Here is a 17,143-nt window from a genome sequence, read left to right as displayed (position 1 = left end):
ATTTATTTTAAGATCATTGTATAGTTTCTTGTATAAAAAAAGCACCCCATCTGGAGTGCTATTTAAATCTGTAAAATTACAGCTTAGATATCACGTACCGCACCTTTCGCCGCACTGGTGGCATGCATTGCATAGGCTTTCAGCGCTTTAGATACTTTACGTGGACGTTCCTTTGCAGGCTTCCAACCTTTGGCTTCTTGTACTTCACGGCGTGCTGCCAATACATCTTCAGCAACGGCTAAATGAATGCTACGGTTTGGAATATCAATTTCGATACGGTCGCCATCTTCAACCAGGGCAATTGTGCCGCCTTCAGCTGCTTCTGGGGAAACGTGACCAATGGAAAGACCTGAAGAACCACCAGAGAAACGACCATCAGTGACAAGTGCACAGTCTTTACCTAAACCTTTCGATTTTAAGTAGCTGGTTGGGTACAACATTTCTTGCATGCCTGGACCACCCTGTGGACCTTCATAACGGATCAGCACCACATCACCTGCCACGATTTTCCCACCAAGAATGGCTTCAACTGCATCATCCTGGCTTTCAAATACACGTGCTGTGCCGTTGAATTTCAAGATAGAGTCATCTACACCCGCAGTTTTGACGATACAACCATCCAGTGCAATGTTGCCGTAAAGCACTGCCAAACCGCCGTCTTGCGAGAAGGCATGTTCAACATTACGTATTACACCATTTTCACGGTCGCCATCTAGACGGGTGTAATAACGATCTTGTGAGAATGCAGTTTGGGTTGGTACACCGCCCGGTGCCGATTTGAAGAAGTTATATACCTCTTCATCTTCAGTACGGATGATGTCCCATTTGTCTAAAGCATCTTTCAACGTTGCTTCATGTACGGTCGGTACAGACGTATCCAGTAAGCCACCACGGTCTAGTTCACCGAGGATCGACATAATGCCGCCGGCACGGTGAATATCTTCCATGTGGACGTTTTTAACCGCAGGTGCCACTTTACACAGTACAGGCACTTTACGAGATAAACGGTCGATATCGTCCATGGTGAAGTCTACTTCTGCTTCGTGAGCAGCTGCCAACAAGTGAAGAACGGTGTTGGTTGAACCACCCATCGCGATGTCCAAAGTCATGGCATTTTCATAGGATGCTTTGGTTGCTACATTACGTGGCAATACGCTGTAATCATTCTGTTCATAATGACGCTTGGTGATTTCAACGATCAACTGACCTGCGCGCTCAAATAATTTCTTACGGTTGGCATGTGTTGCCAGCGTAGAACCATTACCCGGTAATGAAAGACCCAAAGCTTCAGTCAAACAGTTCATTGAGTTGGCCGTAAACATACCTGAACAAGAACCACAGGTTGGACATGCAGAACGTTCGTATGCTTTGACTTCTTCGTCTGTGTAGTTGTCATCTGCCGCCACAATCATCGCATCAACAAGGTCAATTGCCTGTTCATTGCCACGAATTTGCACTTTACCCGCTTCCATCGGGCCGCCTGAAACAAACACCACAGGAATGTTCAAACGCATGGCTGCCATGAGCATGCCCGGGGTGATTTTGTCACAGTTTGAAATACACACCATCGCATCTGCACAGTGTGCATTAACCATGTATTCAACCGAGTCAGCAATCAGGTCACGTGAAGGCAATGAGTACAGCATGCCGTCATGACCCATCGCGATGCCATCATCGACAGCAATGGTATTGAATTCTTTTGCTACGCCGCCTGCTTGTTCAATTTGACGTGCAACCAGCTGACCCAGGTCTTTTAGATGGACATGACCCGGTACAAATTGCGTGAATGAGTTAACGACCGCAATAATCGGCTTACCGAAATCTTCGTCTTTCATTCCGGTAGCACGCCATAAACCGCGCGCGCCAGCCATATTTCTTCCGTGTGTCGATGTTTTTGAACGATAGTCAGGCATTTTATATTTCCAACAAAGTTTGAGCTTGAAATGAACCGGGCAGATCCACTCTGGCTAAATCATACTGACAATGAGCTTAAATCAGTTGCATTTTAGACCTATCATACTACAAGTCCTTGTTTTACAAGATGACCTTTTGGTTGTAGATGCAGGCAAAAATATCTATAGAGAGATTATGATGATCTGGCGATAAAAATTTCTTGATGAAATCTACTATACCGCCATCATCGTCAGGACAATACAAAACTTTCATGAATAATTTTTACAATTTGCATGAGTTTTTTTTATATAAAAATTCCACCGAAATTCAAGCACTCAGCAAGCTTCTTGGATAAGTTTTTGCAACGATTAGGCTGAAATTTGGCTTTTGGCTTATAATAGCTTTTAAGTTTATTTGGAATTTCATGTGTGAAGATCATATTTGCAGGCACACCAGAATTTGCAGCGACTGCATTGGCTGCGCTACTCAAAACCGAGCATGAAATTGTGGCGGTCTATACCCAGCCTGACCGCAAAGCCGGACGCGGGCAAAAACTCACGGCATCTGTAGTCAAGCAGTTGGCGCTAGAACACAATATTCCGGTCTATCAGCCTTTGCACTTCAAGTCATCGACTGAAGAAGGTCTGGCAGCGCAAGCAGAACTCAAAGCCTTAAATGCAGATGTGATGGTGGTGGCGGCCTATGGCCTGATTCTGCCACAAGTGGTTCTGGATACACCCAAATATGGCTGTCTGAATATTCATGGTTCATTACTTCCGCGCTGGCGCGGTGCAGCACCGATTCAACGTGCCATTGCCACCGGCGATACCGAGACTGGTGTAACCATCATGAAAATGGCAGCAGGCTTGGACACAGGCGATATGATGCTGAAAACCATCTGCCCAATTGAAGCGACAGATACCTCTGCAACCTTACACGACAAACTTGCTGTTAAAGGTGCTGAAGCTACCGTTCAGGTACTTGAGTCTGAAGAAAGCTTACAAAAATATTTGGCTGAACGTGAAGTGCAAGACGAAGCACTTACGGTTTACGCACATAAACTTTCAAAAGCGGAAGCACAAATCAACTGGAGCCAGCCTGCGGCAGAGATTGACCGGAATATTCGCGCCTTTAATCCCTGGCCGGTGGCCTTTACCCCGCTGGATGACAGTAACAATTTACGCATCTGGAATTCATCACTTTCTACCCAGCAGGCAACCGCTGCAGTGGCAGGTGAAGTAATTGCTCTGGATAAAGACGGCGTACATGTGATGTGTGGTGATCAGAACGCCATTTGCATCACCAATCTGCAATGGCCAGGTGGCAAAGCCCTGAATGCTGTTCAAATTAATCAAACTCAAAAACTATCGGTAGGATATAAATTCGCATGAGCCAAATTCAATCATCAGCTAAAAACTTGAATTTGCGCGCGCAAGTTGTCAAAACACTCTTGGCTGTACAAAATGGCCAATCACTTGCTTCAGTACTCAATCAACATATCAATATCGTGTCTGAACGTGACCGTGGTTTATATCACGAGTTAACCTTGGGCTGTTTACGTCAGTGGCATGGCCTGAAAGCCATTACCCTGCCGTTATTAACTAAACCCCTTGATAACCAGGCCCTAGAAAGCTGCTTATATTTGGGTTTATATCAGATTCTATGTACCCGCATTCCGGCACATGCCGCCATTTCAGAAACCGTGACTGCCGCCAAACAGCTGGGCTTTGAACCTTTAAGTGGTCTGGTCAATGCGGTGTTACGTCGTGTTTCACGTGAAACAGAAGAATTTGATCTGGCGTTAAATCAGGCACATGGCCTGCCAAGCTGGTTATTCAAACGTTTAAAGAAAGACTGGCCGGAACAGCTGGCTGAACTGTCGCACGAGTTAAAACAGATTGCGCCGTTGACCTTGCGTGTCAATGTCAATCAGGTCAGCCGTGATGAATATCTGGAAATTCTGGAAGAAGAAGGTTATGAAGCACGCGCCTGTACCCTGTCTGAAGTCGGCATTGTGCTGGAACAGAATGTGCATATTCCGAACCTGCCGGGCTATGAAGCCGGCGGTTTCTCAGTTCAGGATGAACACGCACAGCTTTGCGCAACTTTAGTGCCTGATCTTGAAGGCAAGGTCGTGGTCGATGCCTGCGCTGCGCCGGGTGGGAAAACTGCGCATATTCTGGAAAAATACAGCCCGAAAAAGCTGTATGCAGTTGATCAGGACGCGAAACGTTTAGTGCGTGTGGCAGAAAATCTGGAACGCCTACTGTTAACAGAATATGCCGAAGTTGAAATTATTGCAGCCGATGCCATCAGCTGGACAGCGCCTGAACCGGTCGACTGTATCGTACTGGATGCACCATGTTCTGCGATTGGTGTCATCCGTCGTCATCCGGATATTCGCTTGCTGCGTCATTCCACAGATATTCCGCAAACCGTCGCGCTGCAAAAGCAGATTCTGGAAAATATGTGGCAGCAGCTAAAAGTGGGTGGTACTTTGCTGTACATCACCTGTTCGATTCTAAAAGCGGAAAATGAACAGCAGATGGTCGAGTTCTTTGCCCAGCATAGCGATGCCAAAGAAATCAAGATTGAAGCCGATTGGGGCATCGAACAGATTCACGGTCGTCAGTTGTTACCAACAGCCGATCAAGGCGACGGTTTCTTCTATTGCCGTATTGAAAAGACCGCATAAATCATTAGTTTACAATCAAAAAAAGCAGCTTAGGCTGCTTTTTTTATGGAGTTGCCGGATGGCAACAGGACTTACTGAATAAACTTAAAGATCACCAGACTGGTGGCCAGCGCAGCCATACCGCTCACAAGTCCATATACCGTTTCATGCCCTTCGGAATAACGTTTTGCAGTCGGCAATAACTCATCGAGTGCCAGATAGACCATCACCCCGCCAATTAAACCAAAAACCAGACCATATACTGTATCGCTCATATAAGGTGCCAGAATAAAGTAACCCAAGGCGGCACCCAAAGGTTCAGCCAGTCCCGACACCAGACTGGCCCAGAGCGCATAATCTTTGCGTCCGGTCGCCATATACACTGGCAAGGCAATTGCCACACCTTCCGGGATATTATGAATCGCAATTGCCACCGCCAAAGGCGCACCCAAGGCAGGACTTTCCAGCGTGGCAAAAAAGGTCGCCAGACCTTCTGGCAGGTTATGTGCGCTAATGGCGAATAAAGTCAGCATACCGGTACGCAATAGTTGCGGTGAACTGACGCCCTCACTGGCATGCGTTTCAACAGTTTCATGCGGATTCGGCACAAAATGATCCAGCAATAACACCAGAATCACGCCCAACAAAAATGCAAAGGTGCCAAAGGCAAAACCGGTTTTTTCATCAAAAGCCAGACTAAAGGAGGCAATCGATTTATTTAGAATTTCGGTTAAAGAGACATAGATCATGGCGCCCGCGGCAAAGGCCAGACCAAAGGCCAGCAGACGGAAATTGGGTTTTTTTAAGAAGAGTATCAGTCCCCCACCCAACACGGTGGCAAGCCCAGCGAAGAAGGTCACGGCAAAGGCTGTATAGACTTGTCCATCTGAAACGGAAATCATGCCAAATCGTCAGCCATTAAAAAAGTCATTATCACCATAGATGATAATGACTTTCGTTTACAGTAAAACAGTAGGTTTATGTGAAGATTTTTAGTCTTCTGGTTCTTCCGGATTTTTTGCCAGATGAATCACGGACAGTACCAGACCACCCCACAATAAAACGATAGAGATGATCATCATCACCAGTGCAGATGTATTCATAGTCGCTCTCCTAGCTATGACGGTCTTTGACCAGACTAAACAGAATGGCGCCCAGAATAAAGAATGCCATGACACCTCCACCCACCATCCACAGGGTGCTGGCAGCATAGCCACCATAACCTTCTGCCATGATCGATTTCAGGGTCAGACCCAATGCCATTAATAAGGACAACGGCGTGATGACGGTCAGCATGAAGTTCCAGCTGCGACCAAGTTTCACGCTGGCGAACTGATTCACATGGCCTTCCAGCTGCTTCATTAATGGACGACGGAACCACGACAACAGAATAATGGAGATCAAACCACCACCGACAATACCGATATTATTGGCAAAGTAGTCAATAATGTCGACAAAGGTAATCGCACTATGGGTCGAGAACATCAAGGTAGAAATCACCGCTGAACCACCGGCAATAATCGTGACTGACTTGTTCTTCGACCAGCCCAGTTTGTCCTGGAATGCGGCAATCGGAACTTGCAGGATACTGACCATCGAGGTAATACCGGCAACGGTCAATGAAGCAAAGAACAGGAAGCCAAACAGGTCACCGCCTGCACCTAAACTGGAAATGATTTTCGGGAAAGCAATAAAGGCCAGACCAATACCGCCAGATACGACATCTTCAACATTTGCACCTGCGCTGAAGGCCATAAAACCAAGCGCTGCAAATACACCAATACCCGCCAGAATTTCAAAGGATGAGTTGGCCAGTGCTACCACGATCCCAGAACCGGTCAAGTTGGTTTTGCGTTTCAAATAAGAGGCATAGGTCAACATAATCCCGAAGCCCACCGACAGTGAGAAGAAGATATGACCAAATGCGGCCAGCCAGACTTTATAGTTGCTCATGGCCTCCCAGTTCGGCGTAAAGAAAGCATTTAAGCCGTCGACTGCACCCGGTAAGCGTACTGCCTGAATCACCAGAATAGAGAATAAAATTACCAGAAGTGGCATAAAGATTTTATTCGCCAGTTCCACTCCACGGCGTACCCCACCGTAAAGAATCAGCATCACCGCAGCCCAAACAACCACCAGACCAAAAAACAGGACAGGAACAAAACCTAAACTTAAACCTTCACCATTTTGCAGATAAGTGTTGAAAAAGAAGTCCTGGGTATCTGTGCCCCACTGCTGCCCAAAGGAATAGAACATATAACTGCCGGCCCAGGACAAGACGCTGGCATAATAAATCCCGATGATCAGGGTCACCATCACCTGCCACCACCCCAAGGATTCGGCATTCATGAGTTTTTTATAGGCCATGGGTGGTGCTTTACGGAACTTGTGTCCGACCGCATAGTCTAAAAACAATAAAGGCAAACCTGCTGCAAAAATCGCAATCAGGTAAGGGATCAGGAATGCCCCACCCCCATTTTCATAAGCCACATAAGGGAAACGCCAGATATTTCCCAAGCCAACGGCGGAACCAATGGCTGCAATAATGAATCCTGATCGTGCAGACCAATTCTCACGAGTTTCTGTCATAGAACACCTAAACTTTAAACCCCTTCAGATGCTGCTTGTTATGGTTATAGCGCAAGCAAATAAAGAAGCATTTCAATTATTTTGGGTGTTTGGATTAGAGCTGCACCTTTTGGGCGTCGAATTCTAATGTACAAACAGGTCAGCAGGTCTTACATCTTGCTTAAAGTCTGATCGAAAAGCTGACCTTGTAGATGGTTCAACAATACTGACTTTTTTAAATTTTTTCTGTAAATTCTGCTGAAAATATTCGTTATTTATAATCTATTCGAATTAAGCGTTCAATAATTCAACGAAACCTACCTGATTTTATAGGCTATATATTGACAAACTTTTTGGAATATATCTTTCTTAAGTTTGACTACAGAACCGCAGTCAAGCAAAGCTCATGCTGCGATCATCCAAATCGCCTTATATTTATAGAAGAATTCGAGTCAAAGGCTTATCGCGATGTGAGCCACTCTATAGCTGAAATGCGCGGAGCAGAGATCTGATCGCCCTGCTCCACGTGCATCTTTGACATCTGAAAATGGACTGCAATACCCCGGTCTGACCTGCAGCAAATTCATTATAGAATCTGAGCGATTGATGTCATTTACTTAAGATTTAATCACCAGCATCCGTTCTTCCTGCATATCGCGAATGGCAGATTGAATCCCTTCACGGCCTAAACCTGAATCCTTCACCCCACCATAGGGCATGTTGTCCACCCGGAAAGATGGAATGTCATTGATAATGACCCCGCCGACATGCAGATGATCCCAGGCATACAGCATCTTGTTCAAGTTCTGGGTATAAACTCCGGCCTGCAAGCCAAAACGGCTACGATTGATACAGGCAATCCCCGCTTCAAAATCAGGATAAGGTTCAATCATCGCCACCGGACCAAAGACTTCATCACGGTAAATTTCCAGACCATGATCCACGTTTTCCAATAAAGTCGGTGCGAACATCACGCCATTTAGCTCACCTCCAATCAGGATTTTCGCATCCTTTTTCAGTGCTTTTTCCAGCCATTTTTTCAGGCGTTTGGCTTCTGCTTCCTTGATCATCGGCCCCACCAAAGTTGTGCTCAGATTTGGATCGGTGGCTTTCAGATGTTTGAGTTTTGCAAGCAGTTTATCTCTGACTTCGGCATAAATATCCTGATGCACCAGAATGCGCTGCACACTGATACAGACCTGCCCGGCATGACCATAAGCACCGCCAACCAGACGGGTAATCAAGGCATCATTAATTTCGGTATCCGGCTCGATCATCACTGCGGCATTACCGCCCAGCTCCAGAACCACTTTTTTGCGGCCAGCTCGCGCTTTCATATCCCAACCCACCACATCGGAACCGGTAAAACTGAGTAATTTAAAACGGTCATCGGTGACCAGCACATCGGCCAGCTCGCGCGGACAGGGTAAAACTGAAAATGCGCCTTTCGGCAAATCGGTTTCCGCCAGAATCTCGGCAATTTTCAAGGCAGAAATCGGCGTCAGACTGGCGGGTTTCAACACGAAAGGACAACCGGCAGCAATCGCTGGTGCAATTTTGTGGGCGGTCAGATTTAAGGGAAAATTAAAAGGGCTGATTAAAGACACTGCGCCAATCGGCACCTGCTTAACCATACCCTGATACCCCGATGCTGCCGTGGTTACAGCCAAAGGCAGCATACGTCCCTGATCGATTTGAGTCACGGCATCTGCGGCAATTTGAAAGGTATTAATCAGACGCTCGACTTCGGCTTCTGCCGCTTTGCGCGGTTTACCGCCTTCTGCAATCAGAATTTCAGTCAGTTCTTCACGAATTTCATGAAAACGGCGCACACAATGCAGTAGAATTTTCTGTTTTTGAAAGGGTTCTAAAGCCGCCATCTCTGCCTCGGTGTCTAGGGCAGACTGAATGGCCTGCTCCAGACTTTTGGCATCGGCCAAAGCGACACGTGCATAGAGTGCTTGCGTATATTTATGTTTAACCTCTAGCCATTCTCCGGTCTGAACCGCCTGACCAGCCACATAGAATGAATAGTCTTTACACTGTTGTACTGCTGTAGATCGCATTTTTTAGTCCTTCAAAATCCCAGGATATACATTTTTGAAATTCTCTATATCATGCACTTGCTGATAAATATTAAGAAGATGTTTTTAAGTAACCAGACACGCTCAATTTTAATAAAGCTTTAGGGACTCACTGTCATGCAGACAAAAATACTCGCCACATTATTCTTCAGTTTTGGATTAAGCACGCTCAGTCATGCAGATTTCATCGGGGCAAAAGCCGATCTCAGCTACTGGAATTTTAACGGTTATAGCGAAAATAGCAGTATGAAACATGATCTGGATCGACAAGGTACGGCGCAGCTGTCCGTGGCTTTTGAACATCCGATTCCGCTTTTACCGAATGCCAAAATCAAATATGTCAATCTGGACAGCAACAGCGAACAAAGCACTCCGATCAATGCCTCAGAAATCGAACTGAAGAATATTGACTATATTCTGTATTACGAATTGCTGGATACCGTGGTACATGCCGATGTAGGCGCAGGCTTAAGCAATCTGGAGGGTACGGTAAAAAACCTGAATACCGAGGCTTTCACGCAATACGATCTGGATGAATACACTCCACTGCTCTATGCAACTGCAGGGGTTAAATTGCCATTTACCGGACTGAGTGCCAAAGCAGAAGCCGTTTACAGTCATGGCAGCGATAGTAAAAAGACCGATGTACAGGCTGAGTTACAATATGATTTTATTGATAATCTGCTGGTCGATGTCGGTGCCAAAATCGGTTATCGCATGATGACGGTAGATTTTCAACAGGATCAACGTCCAGATTTACAGCTGGAATTTAAAGGCCCGTATATTGGCTTAGATGTACATTTTTGATGCCAAGAATTCAGCAGCTGGTCGTGCTCAATTTCTCTGCGCTCATGTAAGTCAAAGCGTACAACAATAAGCGCAATCTGCTGCTGGTACAAAATCTGCTTGTGTATTACTTTAGACACATAGAGAGCAGGATGCTCCGAAAACCTAAAAACAACAAGAATAAGCAAGCATCAGGACGTGAGGTACGACAGGAGTTATACCTAAATCACGAGATACGGAAAAAGCCCCAACAGGATGTTGGGGCTTTTTTTCTGCTATTTCTTTTTCTGTGCATTACTTTATTTATCATTGCTTAACAGTTCCGAGTTAAAACTCCAACATTGTAAAAATCGGCTTGTTGTTAAGCTAAAAATCCTCACATTTTTTGGGAACAGCAATCATGGTAAAAAAGGTCCTCTTTATTACATCCAATCAAGGTATTGAACATGATGAACTGACTGAGCCTTTAAATTTTTTAAAGTCCAAAGGTTTTGAAGTGATTCATGCTGCAGAAAAAAATGAAGATGTCGCCACTGTCAAAGGTGATACCAAAGCTGCTACCCAATATACGCCTGATACCAGTTTCGACCATGTCGACCTGAATGATTATGATCTGTTGGTGATTCCAGGTGGTACAGTCAACGCAGATACTTTAAGAATTAATCAGGATGCCCAGAAAATTATTCAGCATTTTGCCGACAATCACAAACCGATTGCGGCGATCTGTCATGGGCCATGGGCCTTAATTGATGCAGATCGAATTAAAGACAAGAATCTGACCTCGTATAAGAGCATCAAGCTGGATCTGGAAAATGCCGGCGGTAAATGGGTCGATGAAGAAGTGCATCGCTGTAATACCGGCGGCTGGGTACTGATTACTTCACGGAATCCGGATGATCTTCCGGCCTTTAATGAAGCCATTTTAAAAGAACTTGAAGGCGATGCTGCCTAAGTTCCTACCATAAAAAGAGAATCTCATGATTGAGGTTCTCTTTTGCTTTAAATAGTTCCGGTCAAGCTTTTTAGATAAACCATCACTTCTTTATTGCCTGCCATTTCGGCCAGTTCTAGTGCCGTATGTGGACTGCGATGGGCAATATCTGCACCTTTGCTAACCAGAAGTTTGACTACGTCTAGATGATCATTTTCAGCGGCGGCCTGTAAGGCGCTATAGCCTTCTTCATCGGCGGAGTTGACGTCCAGACCTTCTTGCAAGCCCTGCTCGACCTGCTCGATGTCGCCTAAAGATGCCCAGTAGACCAGTTCAGGAAGATGCAGTTCATCATCTTCAGGGATTGGGGAGAATGAATCGAATTGCATACGATTACCTTATAAAAACTTTTGGTTTATTAAATATATAAAGCTAAAAAGGGTCAATTCGATTTCTGTATTAATTAAGACTCTTCATGTTTAGCTACAAAACTCTTAACAAGATGAAATGCATCTTTAAAGTTTTGGTCATATTCTTCATGATACTTATAACCATAACGTTCATTATAAAGATCAGTAAAATCATCATGCCAATGTTGAAAAGGCCCTAGTCTTTTATCTATTGCAGTCATTGGATGTATTTTTCCTTGAAATAAGGCATTAAACACTACTCCAGAAACTATTATTCCTTTAGTTATATAATTCTTCTCTAAAATTAAGCTCATGATCAATTTTCTAAAAGAAACTAATTGACGTGTACCTCCATGACCATTCTGCTTACTGAAATGAACTGTAGTATTTAAAACAACATGACAATGTTCATTAACTTCTATAGCAATACAGGTTTCACCACTAATATTGTTAGCTCGAATAAAATAAATAATAGATGGGTTGAGTTCATTGATTTTTTCTAAGCAATCAAACACATCTATGTAAATTTCTTCGTCATGTTTAAAAGGATTCCCTTTTCCCTCTATTAACCATCTTGAACTTAAACCAAATTCATTTGCGTATTTCTCTAAAAACTCAAATGATGGTTCTTCCTTATCAAGAAAATACTTTTCTAAATCACTAACCTTTTCAAGATTTAAAATTCTACTCAATTTCGCAACAGTAAATTTTTCATCTCGACTTTCATTTATTAATTTCAATCCAAGTTGAAGTCGATTAGAAATCTTTTGTCCTTCTGATTTTTTAATTTGAAATTTAGTCTTTTTTAGTAAAAAAGGAGTTATTAAATTGACAAAAATTCCTATTAAGATGGCTTGAAATGTTTCCATGTAATGATTATTCAGATTATTAGATATATAGAATATATAATAAAAAAGCCCCCTTTCGGAGGCTTCTTATTTGATCCTTAGCTTTAAGCTTTAGACACTGCGGGTTCAATTGAACCAATCTTTTCAGACTCATTGTCATGCATGATCAAGGCAACCGCAATTGCAGTAATCAGCACCGGTAAACCGACTGCCATAAAGTTGAAGTAAGCTGGCAGGTTCATACCCAGTAAGCCACCGATCAGGATTGGCCCTACAATCGCACCCATACGACCAATCGCAGAAGACCAGCCAATACCTGTCGAACGTACTGCAAGCGGGTAGAACTGCGCAACATAGCTATATAGCAACATTTGTGAACCAATCGACGCTGCACCTGCCAAGAACACCAGGATGTATAGCAGGAAGGAGTTCGATGCAAAGCCCATTAGGCTCATCACAATCGCACCCATCATACCGAGGAACATCAGTACCGGTTTCAGGTGGAAACGATCCGCGAGAATACCACCACCGACAATACCCACAACCGCACCAACGTTCATTACCATCATGAACATCAGACTGTTGTCCATCGAGTAGCCCGCTGCCATCATCAACTTCGGTAACCAGCTGCTTAAAGCATACATAGTTAACAGACAAGTGAAGAACGCGACCCAGAACAATAAGGTATTGACCGCACGGCCACGACGGAACAAGCTCACCACGTTTGCTGCTTCAGGCACATTTTCCTGTGGCAGGGTAAGCGTTGTATTCTCGGTAACCGTTAGATTTGGTGCCAGACGACGTACGATTTGACGTGCTTCAGCCTGCTTGTTTTGCTTCACAATAAATGCCAGCGATTCAGGCAAAAATTTCCAGATCACTGGTAATAAAAATAATGGAATACCCGCGATAAAGAACATGATTTCCCAACCAAAACTTGGGGTAAACCATGAACCCAACAACGCAGCCATTACACCACCGACGGCATAACCACTAAACATGGTGGTTACCAAGGTACTGCGCATTTTTTGTGGCGCATATTCCGAAGTCAATGCCACCAGATTCGGCATGACCCCACCAATACCCAGACCGGCAAGAAAACGTAAAATACCAAATTCGGTTGGATTTGAGGCAAAGCCACCCGCAAAAGTTAAACCACTGAATAATACAATACAGATCATGATCACTTTCTTACGACCGATCTTGTCCGCGAGGGAACCGAAGATCATCGCACCAAACATCATGCCAGCCAGTGCGGTACTTGCAAGCATGCCCGCTTGCACTGCACTTAAGCCCCAGTCTTGCATCAGTAAGGGTAAAACCACACCATTGATTGCTAAATCGTAGCCATCAAATAAGATAATGAGTAAACACCAAGCAACTACATTGAAGTGGAAAGGCGTGAATTTCGCATTATCGACTACAGAATTTACATCTATTTTTTCCGTTGTCATCGTTCTCATCTCCCATGAGTACTTGTCCATAACATCTTTGTTGAAGATTGAAGGCAATCTTCAATGTCAGGCAATATACGCAAGCGGGATTTAAGGCACAATAAGACTAATTGATATTCTGCTATGACAAATGTAATGCCATTTATTTGCGTGATATATCACATTATTATTAAAAATTAAATTTTAAGCTATTAATAATAATGACTTTAATTTAAGCAGAATTTGTAGATTTTTTAGCTCAATCACTTTTTTTGAGTGGTTTTATTTCATACTAAAAATATAAAAAACCCCTTCAGACAAAGGGGCTTTTTTAGCTGAATGAATCTATGAGGATCATTTAAATTTTGGCTGCTTTTAATTGTTTCACCTGAACGCGACCGGGTTGTGGTTGACGAATCATTGAAATAGCGATGATGCCAATAATACCCGGCATGGCAACCGCGATGAAATTCCATTTATGTGGTAATTCCATACCCAGCAGCATACCAATCACAATTGGACCCACAATTGCACCTGTACGCCCCACAGCAGACGCCCAACCAATACCGGTAGAACGTACTGCAACAGGATAGTATTGAGCAACATAGCTATATAACAAGATACTGGTACCAATAGATGAAGCACCTGCCAAACTGACAAGTAAATAAATAACAGGTGTTGGAGAGTTAAAGCCTAAACCAACCAGAGACAGTACACCCACAGTTAACATACTAATAAGAACAGGTTTAAAGTCAAAACGGTCTGCCAGAATACCACCACTAATGGTTCCGATCACGGCACCAATATTCAGTGCTAATAAGAACATTAAACTGCTGCCTAAAGAATATCCCGCAGCCATCATGAGTTTTGGCAGCCAACTTCCAAGTGCATAAAGCATGAGCAAGCACATAAAGAAAGCAATCCAGAATAAGAATGTTCCCATTGCACGATTTTCTGTAAATAACGCTTTTACTGATGCACTTTGTGTCTGATCGCCTGTGGCTAGAACCAGTTCAGTGTCTGCTCGTACGTCTGCAGTTGGCTCAACTCGTTTTATAAAATGACGTGCCTCATTCATTTTTTGTTCTTTAACCAAGAAAGTTAGAGACTCAGGTAAGAACTTCCAAAACAATGGAACAAAAAGTAAGGGAATACCTGCAATGAAGAACATAATTTCCCAACCAAAACTTGGAGTAAACCATGTACCACATAATGCAGCCATAATCCCACCTACGGCATAACCACTAAACATGGTGGTTACAAGTGTACTTTTTAAACGTTTAGGCGCATATTCAGAGGTTAACGCAACCAGGTTAGGTAATACCCCGCCTATGCCCAAGCCGGCAATAAAACGTAAAATACCAAACTCTGTTGGAGTGGTGGTAAATCCACCCAAAAATGTAAAAGCACTAAATAAAGTGACACAAATTAAAATCACTTTTTTACGACCGATTTTGTCTGCAAGCATCCCAAACAGCATGGCACCAAACATCATGCCGGCTAGTGCTGTACTGGCAAGCATGCCTGCTTCAACAGCACTCATGCCCCACTCCTGCATCAGTAGAGGCAGAACGACACCGTTAATTGCTAAATCATACCCGTCAAATAGAACAATAAACAAACACCACAATACAATGCTTAAGTGAAATTTATTGAATTTTGCCTGATCAATCACATCATTCACACTAACCGTATTTGCTGCCATTTTCGTGTTTTCTACCATTTTTACTCACCTCCTGTGAGTTATTATTCGTTGTTTTCAGCACGACACATGCCACTAACTCTTATTTATTATTTTTAATGATTCTTATCGCCATGTTCGTGCAACAACTTAGTTCAACACAGCTAATTTTCAGGCAATATGCGACTAAAGTCTTAAGCTTTGCTCAAAATTCTAAACCCATGCGTCCAGTTTTTAATGATTTCTTAACAATTCAAGCTACTTCTTCGATATAAAAATCCCTGAGTTCTCAGACTCAGGGAACGTTTTAAAATTGAGAAAAAACTGAAATTAATATAATGCTTGAGCTAATCGGATTTGAATAATTTCATTATCATCTGCCAGATTTCGATTACGACCACTTGAACCGGGAAAGTTATTGTCATTCAAGACGGTAATTAAATCAGGCCCTTCAATAATAATGTCTTCAATGGTCTGAAATGGAAAACCAAAGCGCTGACCGGTGGCAAGATCTCCCGGACGTACCGGACCATAAAGTAAATCTGGATTGGCCAGATCCATTAAATTAACCAGTTCTTCACGTGCGACAGACTCACCGGACTGATTCAATCTGACCTTGATTAATTTTTTATAGCCGCCCAGATTATTTTCACTGTCATCACGTTCAATAATCACACCTTCTTTGGCACTAAATAACTGAAAATCACCAATTGCAGAGGCTTTCGAAGCCAACTCAAAATAATAGAAATTTCCAGTATAAACTTTCTTTTCCAGATCAAATTCTGAAATGATTAGTTGTGGCGTCGTGGCATTTAATAAAGGTTTTTCAAGTAAAGGATATAAATAGCGACCATTGGGGGAAATTGCCATACCTTCAAAGCCCCCACTCCGCTGTACCAAAGGTTCAATATAACCGTCAATATAACCGGTAGTCCCCTTGTTTAACTGATTTTGTGGAGATCTGAGTTCAGTTCCAGCTTCTAATGGATCAGCTAAAGCAATCGGCGGGCTTTTTAATATTCCATCTGCACTAAAATGTAATAAATAAGGGCCAAATTCATCTCCAATCCAGATATCGCCATTGGGCGCGCGCTGCATAGATTCCGGATCAAAGTCAGCACCTGTCAATAAACGCTCTTGAGTATTCTGATGGACAATTTCAAAAGGAATCAGTTTGTTCGGATCACGAAGCTGAATGTAAGATAAATGTTTGACAGTTGCTGTACCGCCCGCCTTGGTTCTGAAATCGCTAGAAAGATGATGCAAACGCAATAAATAATCAGAAGAATTATCTTGCGAGCCAAAGCCATTATCCGACATCACCAGATAAGTTCCATCCGGCTGCTTTAATGCAGCAGAAAAACCCTGTACAGGCTGGCCTGAAAATGGAGGAAAAATACCATTTGCCCCACGTACATCTCGTCCTGAATCAAGGCCTTCTGCATAGGTCTCTACATCCAGTTTGGCAAAAGACACCAAAGTTGGTTCAGTTACGCTTTCGATGGGCTGAAGGGTTTTATCATCGGATTCATTGCATGCCGTCAGAGCGAATACAGAGACCGCCAGCAAACTTAAAGAAATTTTTCTCATACGTCTATTCATCTTTTTATAAAGTCGACGTCTTATTTAATACAGTGTGAATGACAGGACAGTTGCGATGAGATGAAGTTTTAAGGACAGTTTTATCTTAATAATTATAAACCCCACACACAAAAAAACACCCCCTGCTTATGCAGGGGGTGTTTCGAATAATGAGCTGGCGATGACTTACTCTCACATGGGTAACCCCACACTACCATCAGCGCAAAGAGGTTTCACTTCTGAGTTCGGGAAGG

14 protein-coding genes are annotated in these 17,143 nt (G+C 43.5%); 4 read left to right on the top strand and 10 right to left on the bottom strand.

Annotated elements, in window-relative coordinates; all coding sequences use genetic code 11:
- Nucleotides 1-83 precede the first annotated feature (83 nt).
- Entirely contained in the window at nt 84-1,913 is a 1,830-nt protein-coding gene (ilvD, locus tag FTU40_RS07670) for a dihydroxy-acid dehydratase (protein ID WP_004280822.1), read from the bottom strand.
- A 408-nt stretch (nt 1,914-2,321) separates the two neighbouring features.
- Between ilvD and fmt the strand changes: the two genes are divergently transcribed.
- Together fmt and rsmB are read left to right on the top strand one after the other, a co-directional pair.
- Nucleotides 2,322-3,284, top strand: a complete 963-nt coding sequence (fmt, locus tag FTU40_RS07665) for a methionyl-tRNA formyltransferase (RefSeq protein ID WP_180040367.1) — start codon at nt 2,322-2,324, stop codon at nt 3,282-3,284.
- Nucleotides 3,281-4,588, top strand: coding sequence for a 16S rRNA (cytosine(967)-C(5))-methyltransferase RsmB (rsmB, locus tag FTU40_RS07660; RefSeq protein ID WP_159138868.1), 1,308 nt, complete (start codon nt 3,281-3,283; stop codon nt 4,586-4,588). The genes fmt and rsmB overlap by 4 nt, the downstream gene beginning before the upstream one ends.
- Before the next feature lie 71 nt (nt 4,589-4,659).
- Here the strand turns inward: rsmB and zupT are convergent, their stop codons facing one another.
- The 4 genes from zupT to FTU40_RS07640 all read right to left on the bottom strand — a co-directional run bounded on the left by zupT (nt 4,660) and on the right by FTU40_RS07640 (nt 9,201).
- Nucleotides 4,660-5,469, bottom strand: a complete 810-nt coding sequence (gene zupT / locus FTU40_RS07655; protein WP_180040365.1) for a zinc transporter ZupT — start codon at nt 5,467-5,469, stop codon at nt 4,660-4,662.
- A gap of 90 nt (nt 5,470-5,559) precedes the next feature.
- Entirely contained in the window at nt 5,560-5,670 is a 111-nt protein-coding gene (locus FTU40_RS07650; RefSeq protein WP_005173576.1) for a methionine/alanine import family NSS transporter small subunit, read from the bottom strand.
- Nucleotides 5,671-5,680: 10 nt separating this feature from the next.
- Nucleotides 5,681-7,156: a sodium-dependent transporter gene (locus tag FTU40_RS07645; protein WP_074383770.1), complete on the bottom strand. Its 1,476-nt coding sequence runs from the start codon at nt 7,154-7,156 to the stop codon at nt 5,681-5,683.
- Between the two features lie 596 nt (nt 7,157-7,752).
- Entirely contained in the window at nt 7,753-9,201 is a 1,449-nt protein-coding gene (locus FTU40_RS07640; RefSeq protein ID WP_074383771.1) for an aldehyde dehydrogenase family protein, read from the bottom strand.
- Nucleotides 9,202-9,336: 135 nt separating this feature from the next.
- Here FTU40_RS07640 and FTU40_RS07635 point away from each other — a divergent pair, with 135 nt between their 5' ends.
- The gene (locus tag FTU40_RS07635) at nt 9,337-10,026 is read left to right on the top strand and encodes a TIGR04219 family outer membrane beta-barrel protein (protein WP_100357649.1); all 690 of its coding nucleotides are present in this window, start codon (nt 9,337-9,339) and stop codon (nt 10,024-10,026) included.
- A 379-nt stretch (nt 10,027-10,405) separates the two neighbouring features.
- Nucleotides 10,406-10,957 carry a type 1 glutamine amidotransferase domain-containing protein gene (locus FTU40_RS07630; protein WP_005173569.1) on the top strand — a complete coding sequence of 184 codons (552 nt, stop codon included), beginning with the start codon at nt 10,406-10,408 and terminating at the stop codon, nt 10,955-10,957.
- 47 nt (nt 10,958-11,004) lie between these two features.
- Here the strand turns inward: FTU40_RS07630 and FTU40_RS07625 are convergent, their stop codons facing one another.
- The 5 genes from FTU40_RS07625 to FTU40_RS07605 form a co-directional block, all read right to left on the bottom strand.
- Nucleotides 11,005-11,325, bottom strand: coding sequence for an ankyrin repeat domain-containing protein (locus FTU40_RS07625; RefSeq protein WP_100355470.1), 321 nt, complete (start codon nt 11,323-11,325; stop codon nt 11,005-11,007).
- Nucleotides 11,326-11,399: 74 nt separating this feature from the next.
- Complete coding sequence (locus FTU40_RS07620; RefSeq protein ID WP_100355471.1) at nt 11,400-12,215, bottom strand: hypothetical protein; 816 nt, start codon at nt 12,213-12,215, stop codon at nt 11,400-11,402.
- 83 nt (nt 12,216-12,298) lie between these two features.
- Complete coding sequence (locus FTU40_RS07615) at nt 12,299-13,648, bottom strand: aromatic acid/H+ symport family MFS transporter (protein ID WP_100355472.1); 1,350 nt, start codon at nt 13,646-13,648, stop codon at nt 12,299-12,301.
- A 337-nt stretch (nt 13,649-13,985) separates the two neighbouring features.
- A complete protein-coding gene (locus FTU40_RS07610; RefSeq protein ID WP_171255752.1) occupies nt 13,986-15,350 on the bottom strand; it encodes an MFS transporter in 1,365 nt (454 codons plus the stop codon).
- A gap of 288 nt (nt 15,351-15,638) precedes the next feature.
- Nucleotides 15,639-16,898 (bottom strand): esterase-like activity of phytase family protein, encoded by a 1,260-nt coding sequence (locus FTU40_RS07605; protein ID WP_257222005.1) that lies wholly within the window; start codon nt 16,896-16,898, stop codon nt 15,639-15,641.
- Nucleotides 16,899-17,143 lie beyond the last annotated feature (245 nt).

Origin of the sequence: Acinetobacter sp. YH12100 (assembly GCF_013419135.1) — a bacterium.
Taxonomy (GTDB): domain Bacteria; phylum Pseudomonadota; class Gammaproteobacteria; order Pseudomonadales; family Moraxellaceae; genus Acinetobacter; species Acinetobacter pseudolwoffii.
This window is presented reverse-complemented; position numbering and strand designations above follow the sequence as displayed.

Bases quoted from the DNA above. Each gene is read 5' to 3' on its own strand.
- FTU40_RS07610 (WP_171255752.1), bottom strand. From the start codon at position 15,350: ATGGTAGAAAACACGAAAATGGCAGCAAATACGGTTAGTGTGAATGAT.
- FTU40_RS07620 (WP_100355471.1), bottom strand. From the start codon at position 12,215: ATGGAAACATTTCAAGCCATCTTAATAGGAATTTTTGTCAATTTAATA.
- FTU40_RS07615 (WP_100355472.1), bottom strand. From the start codon at position 13,648: ATGACAACGGAAAAAATAGATGTAAATTCTGTAGTCGATAATGCGAAA.
- zupT (WP_180040365.1), bottom strand. From the start codon at position 5,469: ATGATTTCCGTTTCAGATGGACAAGTCTATACAGCCTTTGCCGTGACC.
- FTU40_RS07630 (WP_005173569.1), top strand. From the start codon at position 10,406: ATGGTAAAAAAGGTCCTCTTTATTACATCCAATCAAGGTATTGAACAT.
- FTU40_RS07640 (WP_074383771.1), bottom strand. From the start codon at position 9,201: ATGCGATCTACAGCAGTACAACAGTGTAAAGACTATTCATTCTATGTG.
- FTU40_RS07625 (WP_100355470.1), bottom strand. From the start codon at position 11,325: ATGCAATTCGATTCATTCTCCCCAATCCCTGAAGATGATGAACTGCAT.
- FTU40_RS07650 (WP_005173576.1), bottom strand. From the start codon at position 5,670: ATGAATACATCTGCACTGGTGATGATGATCATCTCTATCGTTTTATTG.
- rsmB (WP_159138868.1), top strand. From the start codon at position 3,281: ATGAGCCAAATTCAATCATCAGCTAAAAACTTGAATTTGCGCGCGCAA.
- ilvD (WP_004280822.1), bottom strand. From the start codon at position 1,913: ATGCCTGACTATCGTTCAAAAACATCGACACACGGAAGAAATATGGCT.
- FTU40_RS07645 (WP_074383770.1), bottom strand. From the start codon at position 7,156: ATGACAGAAACTCGTGAGAATTGGTCTGCACGATCAGGATTCATTATT.
- FTU40_RS07605 (WP_257222005.1), bottom strand. From the start codon at position 16,898: ATGAGAAAAATTTCTTTAAGTTTGCTGGCGGTCTCTGTATTCGCTCTG.
- FTU40_RS07635 (WP_100357649.1), top strand. From the start codon at position 9,337: ATGCAGACAAAAATACTCGCCACATTATTCTTCAGTTTTGGATTAAGC.